This window comes from Nonomuraea sp. KM90, assembly GCF_052246675.1.
GTDB lineage: Bacteria > Actinomycetota > Actinomycetes > Streptosporangiales > Streptosporangiaceae > Nonomuraea.
The window spans coordinates 1-12,347 of record NZ_JBQQCB010000199.1 but is presented as its reverse complement, the minus strand read 5'-3'; the positions used below and the strand labels follow the sequence as shown (position 1 = coordinate 12,347).

16 protein-coding genes are annotated in these 12,347 nt (G+C 71.3%); 7 read left to right on the top strand and 9 right to left on the bottom strand.

Features of this window, described 5'->3' with window-relative positions:
- Both ACTWPW_RS60015 and mdcA read right to left on the bottom strand, forming a co-directional pair.
- Positions 1 to 183: triphosphoribosyl-dephospho-CoA synthase (locus ACTWPW_RS60015; protein WP_443174377.1), on the bottom strand; the 183-nt coding region annotated here is incomplete at its 3' end.
- A 4-nt stretch (positions 184 to 187) separates the two neighbouring features.
- Positions 188 to 1,855 carry a malonate decarboxylase subunit alpha gene (gene mdcA / locus ACTWPW_RS60010; RefSeq protein WP_443174376.1) on the bottom strand — a complete coding sequence of 556 codons (1,668 nt, stop codon included), beginning with the start codon at positions 1,853 to 1,855 and terminating at the stop codon, positions 188 to 190.
- A 145-nt stretch (positions 1,856 to 2,000) separates the two neighbouring features.
- On the opposite strand from mdcA, the gene ACTWPW_RS60005 reads away from it, so the two are divergent.
- Positions 2,001 to 2,375, top strand: coding sequence for a VOC family protein (locus ACTWPW_RS60005; protein ID WP_443174375.1), 375 nt, complete (start codon positions 2,001 to 2,003; stop codon positions 2,373 to 2,375).
- 188 nt (positions 2,376 to 2,563) lie between these two features.
- The gene (locus ACTWPW_RS60000; protein ID WP_443174374.1) at positions 2,564 to 3,781 is read left to right on the top strand and encodes a low temperature requirement protein A; all 1,218 of its coding nucleotides are present in this window, start codon (positions 2,564 to 2,566) and stop codon (positions 3,779 to 3,781) included.
- A gap of 68 nt (positions 3,782 to 3,849) precedes the next feature.
- On the opposite strand, the gene ACTWPW_RS59995 is transcribed toward ACTWPW_RS60000, so the two are convergent.
- On the bottom strand, positions 3,850 to 4,449 hold the full coding sequence (locus tag ACTWPW_RS59995) for a TetR/AcrR family transcriptional regulator (RefSeq protein ID WP_443174373.1): 600 nt from the start codon (positions 4,447 to 4,449) through the stop codon (positions 3,850 to 3,852).
- A 115-nt stretch (positions 4,450 to 4,564) separates the two neighbouring features.
- On the opposite strand from ACTWPW_RS59995, the gene ACTWPW_RS59990 reads away from it, so the two are divergent.
- Positions 4,565 to 5,212: a class I SAM-dependent methyltransferase gene (locus tag ACTWPW_RS59990; RefSeq protein ID WP_443174372.1), complete on the top strand. Its 648-nt coding sequence runs from the start codon at positions 4,565 to 4,567 to the stop codon at positions 5,210 to 5,212.
- Between the two features lie 96 nt (positions 5,213 to 5,308).
- Here the strand turns inward: ACTWPW_RS59990 and ACTWPW_RS59985 are convergent, their stop codons facing one another.
- The gene (locus tag ACTWPW_RS59985) at positions 5,309 to 6,259 is read right to left on the bottom strand and encodes a M56 family metallopeptidase (protein WP_443174371.1); all 951 of its coding nucleotides are present in this window, start codon (positions 6,257 to 6,259) and stop codon (positions 5,309 to 5,311) included.
- Positions 6,256 to 6,630, bottom strand: a complete 375-nt coding sequence (locus ACTWPW_RS59980) for a BlaI/MecI/CopY family transcriptional regulator (RefSeq protein ID WP_364132509.1) — start codon at positions 6,628 to 6,630, stop codon at positions 6,256 to 6,258. The genes ACTWPW_RS59985 and ACTWPW_RS59980 overlap by 4 nt, the downstream gene beginning before the upstream one ends.
- Before the next feature lie 175 nt (positions 6,631 to 6,805).
- On the opposite strand from ACTWPW_RS59980, the gene ACTWPW_RS59975 reads away from it, so the two are divergent.
- The 4 genes from ACTWPW_RS59975 to ACTWPW_RS59960 all read left to right on the top strand — a co-directional run bounded on the left by ACTWPW_RS59975 (position 6,806) and on the right by ACTWPW_RS59960 (position 9,282).
- Positions 6,806 to 7,201, top strand: a complete 396-nt coding sequence (locus ACTWPW_RS59975) for a hypothetical protein (protein WP_443174370.1) — start codon at positions 6,806 to 6,808, stop codon at positions 7,199 to 7,201.
- Between the two features lie 166 nt (positions 7,202 to 7,367).
- On the top strand, positions 7,368 to 7,892 hold the full coding sequence (locus tag ACTWPW_RS59970) for a DUF305 domain-containing protein (RefSeq protein ID WP_443174369.1): 525 nt from the start codon (positions 7,368 to 7,370) through the stop codon (positions 7,890 to 7,892).
- 423 nt (positions 7,893 to 8,315) lie between these two features.
- Entirely contained in the window at positions 8,316 to 8,756 is a 441-nt protein-coding gene (locus ACTWPW_RS59965; protein ID WP_375117568.1) for a DUF4396 domain-containing protein, read from the top strand.
- Positions 8,757 to 8,901: 145 nt separating this feature from the next.
- The gene (locus ACTWPW_RS59960) at positions 8,902 to 9,282 is read left to right on the top strand and encodes a VOC family protein (RefSeq protein WP_443174368.1); all 381 of its coding nucleotides are present in this window, start codon (positions 8,902 to 8,904) and stop codon (positions 9,280 to 9,282) included.
- A 20-nt stretch (positions 9,283 to 9,302) separates the two neighbouring features.
- On the opposite strand, the gene ACTWPW_RS59955 is transcribed toward ACTWPW_RS59960, so the two are convergent.
- The 4 genes from ACTWPW_RS59955 to ACTWPW_RS59940 all read right to left on the bottom strand — a co-directional run bounded on the left by ACTWPW_RS59955 (position 9,303) and on the right by ACTWPW_RS59940 (position 12,289).
- Positions 9,303 to 10,301 carry a Ppx/GppA phosphatase family protein gene (locus ACTWPW_RS59955; protein ID WP_375117566.1) on the bottom strand — a complete coding sequence of 333 codons (999 nt, stop codon included), beginning with the start codon at positions 10,299 to 10,301 and terminating at the stop codon, positions 9,303 to 9,305.
- Between the two features lie 94 nt (positions 10,302 to 10,395).
- Positions 10,396 to 11,196 carry a cytochrome c oxidase assembly protein gene (locus ACTWPW_RS59950; RefSeq protein WP_443174367.1) on the bottom strand — a complete coding sequence of 267 codons (801 nt, stop codon included), beginning with the start codon at positions 11,194 to 11,196 and terminating at the stop codon, positions 10,396 to 10,398.
- Complete coding sequence (locus ACTWPW_RS59945) at positions 11,193 to 11,708, bottom strand: DUF2243 domain-containing protein (protein ID WP_375117564.1); 516 nt, start codon at positions 11,706 to 11,708, stop codon at positions 11,193 to 11,195. The genes ACTWPW_RS59950 and ACTWPW_RS59945 overlap by 4 nt, the downstream gene beginning before the upstream one ends.
- Positions 11,709 to 11,710: 2 nt before the next feature.
- Positions 11,711 to 12,289 carry a hemerythrin domain-containing protein gene (locus ACTWPW_RS59940; RefSeq protein ID WP_443174366.1) on the bottom strand — a complete coding sequence of 193 codons (579 nt, stop codon included), beginning with the start codon at positions 12,287 to 12,289 and terminating at the stop codon, positions 11,711 to 11,713.
- Positions 12,290 to 12,347: the final 58 nt, after the last annotated feature.

Here is a 12,347-nt window from a genome sequence, read left to right as displayed (position 1 = left end):
CAGCGCCTCCGCGGAGACCAGCAGGAGCGGCAGGTCCATGTCGTCGTGCGCACCGCCTCCGCGGCGGTCGACCAGGCCGGGTTTGGGGCTCAGCCGGGCCTCGGCGCGCAGCGCCCGCACCGCCGTGTCGGCGAGGACGGCGGGCGCGGGCGCGCGCACCTGGAACCGGTCCGCGGTCACCACGCGCTCACCAGGTCCGGAACTGGGCGGGCGGATCGTACAGCCCCCCTGACCAGGCCACGAGATCTTCGATGCTGCGGGCGGCCAGCAAGGAGCGCTTCGCCCTGCGGACGTCGACCTTGAGGTCTTCCGGCAGCGCGACGAGACCGTCCCGGCGCAGCGCTTCGACGCGGTGCTCGTCGATGGAACGCCCGATCGGCGTGGCGCCGGCGATCGCCGCCACCGCCTCGCGCCGCTCGGCAAGGCCCGAGGCCTTGTAGAGGTAGGCGACCCCCTCCTCGGTCACCACGTGGGTGACGTCGTCGCCATAGATCATGATCGGCGGGATGGGCATGCCGGCGTCCTTGCCCACGGGGACCGCGTCCAGGGTCTCCACGAACGCCGGAGCGCCGCCGGAGCGGAAGGTCTGGGTGATCTGCGCGACGAGCTTGCGCCCGCGCAGCGCCGGCGCCTCGCCGGTGAGCAGGCCCAGCCACGCCGGGGAGGCGTGCCTGCGGCCATGGGGGTCGTGCCCCATGTTGGGCGCCCCGCCGAAGCCGCTCAGCCGGCCCTCGGTGACCGTCGAGGAGTTCGCGTCGGCGTCGATCTGCAGCGACGACCCGATGAACAGGTCCACGGCGTACTGGCCCGCGAGCTGGCACAGCACGCGGTTCGACCGGAGCGAGCCGTCCCGGCCGGTGAAGAACACGTCCGGCCGGGCGGCGACGTAGCGCTCCGTGCCGGGTTCGCCGCCGAAGCAGTGCACCGACTCGACCCAGCCGCTCTCGATGGCGGGGATGAGCGTCGGGTGCGGGTTGAGCGCCCAGTGCCGGCAGATCTTCCCGCGCAGGCCGAGCTCCTCGCCGTACGTGGGCAGGAGGAGCTCGATCGCGGCGGTGTCGTAGCCGATTCCGTGATTGAGCGTGGTCACCGTGTGCCGCTCGTAGATCCCGCGCAGGGCCAGCATGGCCATCAGGATCTCCACCTGGCCGATGCGGCGAGGGTCGCGGGTGAACAGGGGCTCCAGGATGAACGGCCGCGGGCTCCGCACGATCAGGTCCACCCAGTCGCCCGGGATGTCCACCCTGGGCAGCTTGTCGACGATCTCGTTCACCTGGACCAGGGTGATGCCGTCGGAGAAGGCCGTGGCCTCGGCGATGGTCGGTGTGTCCTCGGTGTCCGCCCCGGTGTACAGGTTGCCGTCGTGATCGGCCTGCTCCGCGCAGAGCAGCGCGACGTCGGGGATGAGGTCGACGAACATCCTGGCGTACAGCTCGACGTAGGTGTGGATCGCCCCGACCTCCACCTTGCCGTCGGCGAGCAACTGCGCCATGCGGACGCTCTGCGGCCCGGCGTAGGCGAAGTCGAGCCGGCGGGCCACGCCCCGCTCGAACACGTCGAGGTGCTCTCGGAGGCTGATCGAGGAGATCAGCAGGTGCAGGTCGTGCACGGCGGCCGGATCGCACCCGGCCAGCGCTTCGGCCAGGAAGTCGGCCTGTTTCTGGTTGTCGCCCTCCAGCGCCACCCGGTCCCCGGGACGCAGCAGCGCCTGCAGGGCCTCGCGCATGCTCCCGGCTTCGACCACCCGGCCGGAGACGAACGGCCGGACCGCCTCCAGCCGCTCTCGCTTGGCGGACCGCCGCTGGCTCCAGCTCCTGCGGGTCGGGTTTCCGGCGGAAACGTTCGTGACAGCCATCGCAAGCCCCCATTCGTGCGCTGGCTACCGTCATGTGCCTCGAAAGGCGTAGAGCTAACGCAAAGCCACCTAAAAACGGCGAGCGGCACCGCGGATGGTGTGCGCTACGGGGTGGGCCTCAGGTACGCCCGGTAGGGTGCCGATCATGGCTTGTCGAATTTCCGAGCTGGTGATCGATTGCCGGGATCCGCAACGGCTGGCGGCGTTCTGGTGCGAGGTGCTGGGCTTCGTCGTGCTCGACACCGAGGACGACGGCGCGGTGGAGATCGGGCCACGGGAAGGGTTCGGCGGGCTGCGGCCGACTCTGGTCTTCAGCCCTACCACCGAGCCCAAGGCGGACAAGCTGCGGCTGCACTTCGACGTCAACGCCACCGACCGCGATCAGGACGCCGAACTCGAACGCCTCCTGAAGCTCGGGGCGCGCCCGGCCGACGTCGGACAGACCGGCGAGGAGTCCTGGCACGTCCTGGCCGACCCCGAGGGCAACGAATTCTGCCTCCTGCGAACCCGCCTGAGCTGAGCTCCGTCCGAACCGCGCCCTCGGAGCGCGCTCAACGGGGTGCGACCTCCGCTGGGACCGGTCGTCGGAGGATTCCGGCGCCGACCTGTCACGTGCCGGAACGCTGCCTTGTCTTACCTGGCAAAGCGGCCTCATGGAGCGACAGGAGCGAGACCTTGCCACCAGCCAGCATCCGGATCCGGATCCGGATGAGCGCGCGTCCCATCGATGAGCCGAACCGCGCTGCCAGCCAACTGGAGCTGCTGTTCGACCTCACCTTCGTGGTCGCGGTCGCGGCCGTCACCGCCCAACTGGCCCACGAGATCGCCGCAGGGCATGCTCTGGCCGCCATCATCCCGTTCTTGCAGGTCTTCTTCGCGATCTGGTGGGCGTGGATGAACTTCACCTGGTTCGCGTCGTCCTACGACACCGACGACGTCGTCTACCGGGTGCTGACCATGGTCCAGATGGCCGGCGTGCTGGTCCTGGCCGCCGGTGTGCCGGCTGCGATCGAGCGCGCCGACTACAGCGTCGTCACGCTGGGCTACGTCATCATGCGGATCGGACTCGTCCTCCTGTGGTTGCGGGCCGGTCTGGAGGATCCGGCGCGCCGCCGTACCGCGCTGCGCTACGCCGTCGGCATCTCCGTCATCACGGTGGGCTGGATGTACCACTCGATGGCGGCGCCCGTGACCGCCGAGCTGCCGCTCTTCGTCATCCTGGCGGTCCTCGAGCTGGCCGTGCCCCTGTGGGCGGAGCGGGCCGAACCCACCACCTGGCACCCGCACCACATCGCCGAGCGTTACGGCCTGTTCACGATCATCCTGCTCGGCGAGAGCGTGCTCGCCGCGTCCAGGGGCGTCACGGGAGCGCTCAAGACGAGCGAGATCAGCAGCCCCTTCGTCATGATCGCCGTCTCGGGTCTCGTGGTGCTGTTCGCTCTGTGGTGGTTGTACTTCCTGGTGGAGGCCGGTGAAGGGCTCCGCGACCGCCGGGATCGTTCATATGTGTGGGGGTACGGCCACTACGGCCTCTTCGCGGCCCTGGCCGCCCTCGGTGCCGGCCTCGAAGTCGCGGTCGAGCAGAGCGGGCACGCCATCACGGCCGCACCGCTCACCGTCGGCTACGCCGTCGCGATCCCGGTCGGCGTGTTCCTCGTGCTGCTCTGGCTGGTGCACGCGCGGATCGTGGCGGAGTCCGTGCTTCATGCCGTCCTGCTGTCGGTCTGCGCCGTCGTCGTCCTGGCGCTGCCGCTCGCGACACCCTGGATCGGCGTGCACGGTGTGGTCGCGGCGATCGCGGCGAGCTGCGTCCTGTTGATCACCGTCACGATCGCGGTGAACAAGGCCCGCGTGCCGGCGCCGGATTCCGGGACCCGCCGTGGCCCGGGGCGGATCAGGGCCGCCGCTCAGGAGACCTCGCAGTGATCCTGCGCCGGCCCACCCGCCGCGCAGCCGGCAGGCGAGGCGTTCGTGGAGAGCGGCCACGCCAAGGACTACAGGGGCGAGCGGGCCGCCCCCGGTGACGCCTGCTGCCAGCCGCTCCCGCTCAGCACGGCACACACGCCGGGCTCGACGGCGGCGCGGAAGGCGGCGTCCAGCTCGGCGGGCGTGGCCGACGTCTCTCCGTCCAGCCACGCCCGTAGCAACCCCATGAACGCGCCCACCACGCACACCACCAGCAGGTCGAGCGCGGCCGACGGCCGGGCGCCCGCGCCCAGCAACTCGTCCCTGACGACGGCGGCGAGCAACTGCTCCCCACGCGCATACACCGGTCCGCCGCCGCGCCGCCCCAGCAGCGCCCGCACCAGCCGCTCCTGCTCGCGCACATGCTCGAACATCGGCAGGCTGAACGCCAGCAGCCGGGCCGGCCGGCCGTCGGCCGGCGGGCGGTGCAGGGCGGTGAGCGCGTCGAGGTTGCTGAGCAGCACGTCCTGCTTGTCGGTGAAGTGTGAGTAGAACGTGGAGCGCCCCACGTCCGCGCGGTCGATGATGTCGGTGACGGTCACCGCGTCATAGCCCTTGTCCAGGATCAGCGCCACCAGCGCCTCCTGGATCAGCCTCCGCGTACGCCGCACCCGCCGGTCTCCGGACACTTTCCCGCCCCCTGTTCAGTACGGCACAGCGTGGCCGATCTGCTCGTTGACCCCGTCCCAAGTATGAACGCATCATTCGTAACTGAACACCCTGTTCGACAACGGAGGTAGCGTCATGAGCTTGGGAAAACTCCTGCACCGCCACGCCGAGCACGGCGAGGCCGGTGGCACCATCGACCGGCCGCGAGCCTACGAAGTCTTCGGCTCGATCGCCTTTCTGGGCGCCCGCCGTGCCGCCTTCCTGCGCGTGGCCACCGCGGCCCGGCCGCGCGCCGGGGACCGGGTCCTGGACGTCGGCTGCGGCACCGGCTACCTGAGCCGCATCCTGGCCCCGGTGGTCACGGCCAGCGGCCACGTCACCGGCCTCGATCCCGCGCCGGAGATGGTCGACTACGCCACCCGGCGCGCTCCGGACAACTGCACCTACGTCCGGGGCGAGGGACAGCACCTGCCCTTCCCGGACGGCTCGTTCGACCTGGTGGTCTCCAGCCTCGCGGTGCACCACATGCCCGTCGACGCGCGCCCGGAGGCCCTTCGGCAGATGCTGCGCGTGCTGCGACCGGGCGGGCGGCTGCTCATCGCCGAGTTCCGCCCGCCGGCCAACCACCTGGCCAGGCACGTCATCGGCGTACTGTCCGGCCCGGCCATGCGTCATGACCCCCGCGATCTGCTCGGCACCATGATCCCGGACGCCGGTTTCACGGTTGAGGCCGAGGGGAACCTGCCGTACCTGCTGTACTACGTCCGTGCCAGGAGGCCATGACGCCACCCCCCAAGGGCCGGGCGGGGTGCTCACCACCGCCAGGACGGGCGCGACGCCGACCGGGGGGACGGCCACCCCAGCACCCTTGGTAGAACGTCAGAAGGAGAGCAGGGAGTGGCAGTGGTGCACCAGGAACGCCGCCACGCCCGGCGCCAGGGCCAAGGCGGCGGGACCGGCCAGTAGCGCCGTCACCGCGAGCCGCCCGGCGATGCGCTCTCGGCGCCCGAGCGGGGCCTGCGGGTGCAGCATCCGGCGGACGCGGGTCAGCGCCGTCTCGCCGCCCGCGCCCAGCGCGAAGGCCGGAACCTGGCCCGTCGCCAGGCCGACCAGCGCGGTTGCGATGTGGATGCGCTGGTGGCGGCGTGCCGCCACATCGTCGGCCAGCAGCTCGACCAGGCGGGCGACCTCGACGCGGGCCTGCTCGAACAGGGGAACGCGGGGGAACGCCCGGGCCAGGGCCTCGGCGCCGGCGAGCACCAGGTGGTGACGCCCGCGCAGATGCGCCCGCTCGTGGGCGAGCACGGCGGCCACCTGCTCGGGGGCGAGCGAGCGCAGCGCGCCGGTGGTGATGACCGCGTGCCCGTTCCGGCCGGGCAGGCAGTATGCCAGGCGCTCGTCGTAGTCGACCACGAGCGCGTCGAGGTCGTGGTCGTGCCGGCCCAGGAGGGCGAGGGCCTCGGCGTGCCGGCGGCGTTCGCGGCGGGTGCGCAGCACGACCGCCGACCCCGTGTACGCGACGCGGGCGAGGACGAGTCCGCCGACGACGAGGCCGGCCCAGGTGGTGGCCGAGCTCATGGTGACCACGTCGTGGAACAGAGCGGCGCAGGCCTCGAACAGCTCGGCCAGCCCGTGTCCCACCACGGAGGCCGGCACGGCGACCGCGAACGCCGACAGCAGCGCGGAAATGACCACCGATGCCCCGGCCGCCTGCCACATGGCGATGGCCAGCCGGGGCGCGCGGTCGGCCCATGGCGCTCGCCTGAGCAGGCCCGGCAGCACCAGGGCCGCGAAGACGCCGTACAGAGCGAGGAGGATCGCCACGATCACGAGTCGCGTCCCCCTGGCGGGTAGACCTGGAGGGCCGCCTCGAGGGCGCTGGCCTCCTCGGGGGTCAGCCGCTCGAGGAAGTGGACCAGGGTCGCCGCCCGGTTGCCGCTGCCGGCCAGGGACTCGCGCATCACGTCGGCGGTGTAGGCCTCCTTCGACGACACCGCCTCGTAGATGTAGGCCCGGCCGACCGGCTCCCGCTTGAGCAGCCCCTTGGTGTGGAGCTTGTCCATCACGGTCATGACCGTGGTGTAGGCGAGAGTGCGTTCCTTGCGCAGGTGCTCCAGGACATCCCGCACCGAGGCCGGTTGCTTGATGGCCCACATGCGATCCATGATCGTGGACTCGAGCTCTCCAAGGCCACGCGCCATTGACTCCCCCTCCGCCTGCGGTCGGCTCAACGCTACCGGCGATCGTAGCCACGCGGGATTCGGATCCGGGCGACGTGCGCCCGCGTGAAGCGGCATTCGCGAGAGATTCTACGAGCCTTGTTAGTAGACTGCAAAGGCTGTGACGTGCACGTAGGCGAGGAAGGCGGTGCGACCTATGCGGAGAATTTGTGCAGTTCGGGTCGCGCGCGCCGTCCTGCTCGTGGCCCTCGCCCTGGGCGTGTGCGGCATGCACACGCTGGGACATCTCGACGGCCGGCATGGTGGTCCGTTCGCCGGCGCGCACGCCATGGAGGCGTTCTCCCCGACGCCCCATCAGGCGGAACTTCCGGCGTTCGCTCCCGATCACGGGATGCCCGGGTTCGACCCGACCGACGTATGCCTGGCCGTCCTGATGTCGATCATCGTCCTGCTGCTGAGCGCTGCCCGGATCAGAGCGGTCCGAGGGGCCGGTGCCGGAGGTGGGGCACTCTCATCCGTCCGGCTGGTCGCCCGGCCGCCACCGAAACTGACGTCCCGGCGCCTGGCGATCCTCTCGATGTTGCGCATATAGGCCGACGGCTCATGCGGGCCGGGCTTCGAGCCCGTCCGCGAACAGGCCGACGGTTCCCACACGATCGAGAGAACAGACAGCAATGCGTATCAACCGCAAGACGTCCATCGCCGTGACCGCAGGAGCCCTCGCTCTGGTCGCCGCATGTGGTGGAAACGGTGACTCCATGGCCACGCACGGGGCCATGGGCAGCAGCGGCGCGCCCACCGCCACCAGCGCCACCGCCCAGCCGTCGAGCGTGGTCAACGACGCGGACGTCATGTTCGCGCAGATGATGATCCCGCACCACGAGCAGGCGGTCGAGATGGCCGACCTCGCGCCGGCCCGCGCGGCGGACCCGGAGATCAAGGAGCTCGCCGCGAAGATCAAGGCGGCGCAGGCCCCGGAGATCCAGACCATGAAGGGCTGGCTGACCGCGTGGGGCAGGCCCGCGCCCGAGGCCGGCATGGGGCACGACATGCCCGGCGTCATGTCCGAGGAGGACATGGCGAAGCTCAAGGCGGCCAAGGGCGCGGAGTTCGACAAGCTCTTCGCGCAGCAGATGATCGCCCATCACGAAGGCGCGATCGAGATGGCCCGCACCGAACAGGCCGACGGAGCGAACCCGCAGGCCAAGGAGCTCGCCAAGGCCATCGAGACCACCCAGCGGGCCGAGGTGGAGCAGCTGCGGAAGCTTCTCGACCGGCTCTGAGCCGATGACCCGTCCGAGCGCGGCCGGCGCGCTCGGGCGGGCCACCGCTTCGGCCGCGCGATCACACCTCCGGACGAACAGCCCGCCCGGTGCGATGGGCACGGGTGCGTACGCGGTGGCGTGGTGGACCCCGTCGGCGTTCACCGCCACCACACCTGCGCGTTCACCGGCGCGCCGCGTCTCAACTATATTGCGTAGTAGATGTGCGGGCGCTTGCCGGGAAGGCGGCCAGCACGGGGCCGTTGCCGATATACGGGTAGGGGGTATACGTTTGGTGTGTCGAAATGACTTATTGGGATAAGGGTGACAATGTCCGATTCGATGCACCACAGCGAACACGACCATGGGTCGCACGCTTCCGGCCCCGACGCGCACGGCGGCCACGCGCAGGCCCAAGGCGCGGACCACGGTCACCATGGGCCGATGAAGGCGACGTGGGGCGTGGCGGCATCGGCGACGCTGCACTGCCTCACCGGGTGCGCCATCGGCGAGGTGCTCGGCATGGTGATCGCCACCGCGCTGGGCTGGCACGACCTGCCCAGCATCCTGCTGGCCGTCGTCCTGGCGTTCATCTTCGGCTACGCGCTCACGTTGCGCGGCCTGTTCCGCGCGGGCCTCGACTGGCGTACGGCGCTGCGGCTCGCGCTGGCCGCCGACACCCTGTCGATCCTGGTCATGGAGATCGTGGACAACGGCATCATGCTGATCATCCCGGGGGCCATGGACGCCGGTCTGGCCTCGGTGCTCTTCTGGGGTGCGCTGGCGTTCGCGCTGCTGGTCGCGTTCCTGGTGACCTGGCCGATCAACAAGTGGATCATCGGCCGCGGCAAGGGCCACGCGGTGGTCCACGCCTACCACCACTGACCAGCCGCCCGTCCGATGCGCGCGGCGGGCAGCCGGAGCAGCACGAGCCGGCGTGCGGGAAGGGCCGCCCGTCCGCGGTGCGCGTGCGTGCCGGGGATGTGGGTACGCGTGGGCGAAGGACGAACAGCGATGAAGGGCGGCTTCCGTGACGAGCCGGTTCGCACAGTGGACCCTGGACGTGCACGACACCCGGAAGATGGCGGCGTTCTGGTCGGCGGCACTCGGTTACGAGGTCGAGCACGACGGCGAGGCGCCGCACCTGTGGCCGCCGCCGGACGCGCCGCGCGACTCCCTGACGGTTTGGCTCCAGCCGACCGACGCGCCCAAGCGGGCCAAGAACCGCAACCACCCCGACCTGTACGTTCCCGACGGCGGCGATGTCGGGGCCGAGGTCGAGCGGCTGGTAGGGCTGGGCGCGACCCGCGTGGACGTCGGCCAGCGGGGTGACGAGGGATTCGTCGTGCTGGCCGACCCCGAGGGCAACGAGTTCTGCCTGCTCCATCACCGGCATCCGCAGGGAGCCTGAACCCCCGGCGATCGTCCGGGTCAGGCGCTCTGGCTCTGGATCGCGGCCAGATGCCGGGTGCGCCGGGCCGAGTGGTGGAGCTGGTCCAGCAGGATGCCCTCGCGCAGCGCCCAGGGGCAGATGCGCACGCGCGGCAGGTCGAGAGCGGCCAGGGTGGCGTCGGCGACGATGGCCCCGGCGAGGATCTGCCGGGCGCGGGGGGCCGAGACGCCGGGAAGCTGCGCGCGTTGCTCGGGCGTCCGGCCGGCGAGGAGTTCGATGGCTTCGCGCAGGTCGTCGCGGCGGAGCTCGCGGGTGGCTTGGGGCCCGGCCTTGGCCTTCGGCGCCCCGCACAGGCGGGCGAGCTGGTAGAACGTCCTGGACGTGGCGACCGCGGTGGCCTGGCCGATGCGGTGCCTGGCGGACATGTCGCCCACGCTCCTGGCGAGCACGGACTCCACGTGCTCGCGCAGCCGCCGGCGGTGCTTCTTCTTCACCCGGTCGGGGTCCGGCAGGCGGTGGCGGGTCAGCCGTCCGGCTCCCAGGGGGAGGGACAGCGCCAGTTCGGGCGTTTCGCCGGTGCCGTAGGCGAGCTCCATGGATCCGCCGCCGATGTCGGCCAGCAGGATCGGGCCGGCGGACCAGCCGTACCAGTGCCGTACGGCCAGGAACGTCAGCCGGGCCTCCTGCACCGCGTCCAGGTAGCCGACGCGGACACCGGTGGCGGCTTGGATCTCCGCCAGGATCGGTTCGCGGTTGGCGGCGTCGCGGACCGCGGAGGTGGCGAACGGCAGCAGCCGGTGCACCCGATGATGCGCCGCGACCGCGACGGCCTCGCCGACGGCCTCGGTCAGCCGGTCGATCGCCGCCCGCCCGATGACGCCCTCCCGGCTGATCTCCTCGGCCAGCCGGATCTGGCGCTTCAGCGTCGCCACCGGCAGTGGCGGGTGGCCCGCCGTGACATCGGTGATGCGCAGATGAGCGGCGTTGGAACCGATGTCGAGCACGCCTAATCGCATGACCAGGTCGCTACCCGTCACGGGCGAGATCAATCTCCGGGATCGTGCCCGTACGGTGGCCGCTGCCGGTTCCCCGCCAGGCCGGCCGCGATCAGCATCTTGGCCGGCGTGGGCGTCACCCACATCGGTCGTCCGCCCCGCGACCGCCGACGGCGACCGCGGCCCTCGGGGACGTCACGTTGCGCCGTACGTTTCTCGCGGGCTTCCAGCCGAGCGTGAGGGCCACGCCGAGCAGGAGCTCGGCCAGGTCGCCGCCGTAGTACATGATCTCGGCCGCGCCGCGCCGCTGCTCCTCCGGCACGGGCAGGTCCACTCCGATCCCGGCGTACATCAGCTGGGACAGCCCGGCGTGCACGGCGATCGCCACGCCGAGCACCACCAGCCGGGCCGGCACCGGCGGGCGGCGGGGCGCGGGGTCGGGCCCGGCGATCACCCAGGCGAACAGGTAGCCGGACAGCAGGAAGTGCGCGTGGACGGCCAGGTGCAGCCAGCCGTTCGCGGTGGTGTGCCGGTAGAGCGGGGTGCCGTACAGGACCACCATGCCGCCTGCGCTCAGCACCAGCGCCGTGACCGGGTTGGCCACGGCGTGCACGGCACGGCGGCGCAGCAGCGCGCCCAGGCGGCGGGCGCGGGCGGCGGGCAGGGCGCGCAGCAGCAGGGTCATCGGCGCGCCGAGCACCAGGCACAGGGGTGCCAGCATGCCGATGAGCAGGTGCTGCAGCATGTGGCCGCGGAAGTCGGTCGCGGCCAGCGCGGCGATCGGCCCCGTCGTGGCGGCGGCCAGCAGCGCCAGGCCGGTCAGGAACGCCGCCGCGCGCCACCGCCCGGGCTTCCCGTACGCCGCCAGCGTCAGGTAGCCGGCCGCCACCACGGCGATCACCAGCAAGGCCGGTGCCGTGCCGCCGTGGTGCGTCATGCGGCCGGCTCCTCGTCCCGACACAGGTCGAGCCGCCCGCCGGTACGCTGCAACGCCCAGCCGCCGATGACGAGAATCGCGCCGAGGAGCAGGAAACCGAGGTCCCACCACAGCTGGTACGGCCCGGTGCGGACGTGGTGGATGCCCAGCAGGTGGTGGTCGATCACGCCCTCCACCAGGTTGAACAGCCCCCACCCGACGAGGATCCAGCCCCACAACGTCCGGGAGCGCCACACCCGCCCGCGTGAGGTGGTGACGCGGGAGTAGAGCAGCCCGAGCCCGACCAGCACCGCCAGCCAGGTGAAGGTGTGGAACAGCCCGTCCCACAGCGTGTTCATGCGCAGCCCGGGCACGGTGTCGGCCGGGTAGTAGCGCACGCCGATGTTGTCGGTGTCGGTGCTGCTCAGCATGTGGTGCCACTGCAGGAGCTGGTGCAGCAGGATGCCGTCGACGAAGCCGCCCAGCCCGACCCCCAGGATCGTGCCGGGCAGCCCAATTCCGCGGGTGGTCATGGTCAGGGGTTCTTGCCCATGGCCTGGCGGATGGCGTCGCGGACCCGGTCCATCATGGCGATGGGTGTGCCGGCCAGGAGGTTCTTGGTGGCGGTTTCGGTGCCGGGGTGGGGGTGGGTGGGTGCCATGGCTTCGGCGGCTTTGACGCCGGCGGCCATGGTGCGGCGTTCGGCTTGGCTGGTGTGGCCGCGGAGTTGGGTGAATTCGTAGCGTTCTTCGCTGCGGGCGTGTGCTTCTACGGCGGTGCGCAGCATGGCGAGGTTGGCGGCGAAGTCGGGGGCGTCGGGGCCGGCCTGGTCCATTTGGGAGAGGAGTTGCTTGGCCTGGTTCTCTTCGGTGAGCCGGTCGTCGACGACTCCGTCGCCGCCGTCGATGGTGCGGCGGGCGTAGGGGTGGACGATTTCTTCTTCGGCGGTTTCGTGGACGGCCAGGAGGCGGACGAGTCGGGTGAATGCTTCGGCGCGTTGGTCGGTGGGTGCTTGTTCGACTTCGTCGAACAGGTCTCTGATCATGGCGTGCTGGGCCAGGAGCAGGTCGATGACGTCGGTTTCGCCCATGGTCTCCGGGGCTGTTCTGGTCATGGATGCCCTCCTTCGGGTACGGGCGTGGCCTACCCGGCGGGGCGACCGGCACGCGCGC

What these genes read in the sequence shown, in the direction of transcription:
- mdcA (WP_443174376.1), bottom strand. Translation starts at nt 1,855, where the DNA reads ATGGCTGTCACGAACGTTTCCGCCGGAAACCCGACCCGCAGGAGCTGG.
- ACTWPW_RS60005 (WP_443174375.1), top strand. Translation starts at nt 2,001, where the DNA reads ATGGCTTGTCGAATTTCCGAGCTGGTGATCGATTGCCGGGATCCGCAA.
- ACTWPW_RS60000 (WP_443174374.1), top strand. Translation starts at nt 2,564, where the DNA reads ATGAGCGCGCGTCCCATCGATGAGCCGAACCGCGCTGCCAGCCAACTG.
- ACTWPW_RS59990 (WP_443174372.1), top strand. Translation starts at nt 4,565, where the DNA reads ATGAGCTTGGGAAAACTCCTGCACCGCCACGCCGAGCACGGCGAGGCC.
- ACTWPW_RS59980 (WP_364132509.1), bottom strand. Translation starts at nt 6,630, where the DNA reads ATGGCGCGTGGCCTTGGAGAGCTCGAGTCCACGATCATGGATCGCATG.
- ACTWPW_RS59975 (WP_443174370.1), top strand. Translation starts at nt 6,806, where the DNA reads ATGCGGAGAATTTGTGCAGTTCGGGTCGCGCGCGCCGTCCTGCTCGTG.
- ACTWPW_RS59970 (WP_443174369.1), top strand. Translation starts at nt 7,368, where the DNA reads ATGGCCACGCACGGGGCCATGGGCAGCAGCGGCGCGCCCACCGCCACC.
- ACTWPW_RS59965 (WP_375117568.1), top strand. Translation starts at nt 8,316, where the DNA reads ATGAAGGCGACGTGGGGCGTGGCGGCATCGGCGACGCTGCACTGCCTC.
- ACTWPW_RS59950 (WP_443174367.1), bottom strand. Translation starts at nt 11,196, where the DNA reads ATGACGCACCACGGCGGCACGGCACCGGCCTTGCTGGTGATCGCCGTG.
- ACTWPW_RS59945 (WP_375117564.1), bottom strand. Translation starts at nt 11,708, where the DNA reads ATGACCACCCGCGGAATTGGGCTGCCCGGCACGATCCTGGGGGTCGGG.
- ACTWPW_RS59940 (WP_443174366.1), bottom strand. Translation starts at nt 12,289, where the DNA reads ATGACCAGAACAGCCCCGGAGACCATGGGCGAAACCGACGTCATCGAC.